This is a genomic window from Oleiphilus sp. HI0079 (assembly GCF_001635105.1).
In genome coordinates this window covers 1-656 of the sequence record NZ_LWFT01000902.1, presented here as the reverse complement: position 1 = coordinate 656, position 656 = coordinate 1, and the positions used below count along the sequence as shown (strand labels likewise).

At 49.4% G+C, this 656-nt stretch carries 2 protein-coding genes; both read right to left on the bottom strand.

Going from position 1 to position 656, the window contains the following annotated elements; genetic code table 11:
- The coding region (gene gspJ, locus A3750_RS16675; protein ID WP_197475097.1) for a type II secretion system minor pseudopilin GspJ at positions 1-485 on the bottom strand (485 nt) is incomplete at its 3' end.
- Between the two features lie 14 nt (positions 486-499).
- The coding region (locus A3750_RS27345; protein ID WP_197475096.1) for a type II secretion system protein at positions 500-656 on the bottom strand (157 nt) is incomplete at its 5' end.

Genomic DNA, 656 nt, shown 5'->3' with positions numbered 1-656 from the left:
CACGCATCACTATCATTCAGGTAAGCGATCTCAAAGCGCTCTACCCCCTCTAACAGACGGCGTGTTGTTGGCTCTGAGTCCTGCGCGCGATCAAGCACCTTCCAGTGGTGCCGCAACAGCTCACCATCTGTTAGCTCGTAAGCAACTCGCTGTAGTTCTGACCGTTTTTGTTGCAGTGGGTTGCGCCAGCCAGCGCGCGTAAGTTCAACGGTATAAAAATCTTCACCATCTTTTATCGCGGCCTGATAATCTCCAAACTCGTCCCGAATAGCCCTAGGTAACACCTGAGAAAAATCGCGCTCTATTGACAATTGTGCTCGCTGAAGAGCAGATAAGGCTTGCAAGCTTTCCTGCCCCAACTCGTAAGTCCGAATTGCACTATTCAGTAACTGCCATGACCCTAAGCCGATAAGGGCGGTAATAGCGATCGCTATCAATACTTCAAGCAGGGTAAACCCATGATACCGGTCAAGCCTTTTCGGCATGCACAAGCCCGACATCAGTAACGACCCACAAATCCGGTTAGAGAACGAATCTGCCTCGGCTCATCAAATTCTTCCTCGATCAACGAAACTTGTACCTCTACCCGATGTATATCCGGATTCTCCGTCTTTTGAACAAGCGTAACGACTTGCCAGTCATTAACACCAAATTCG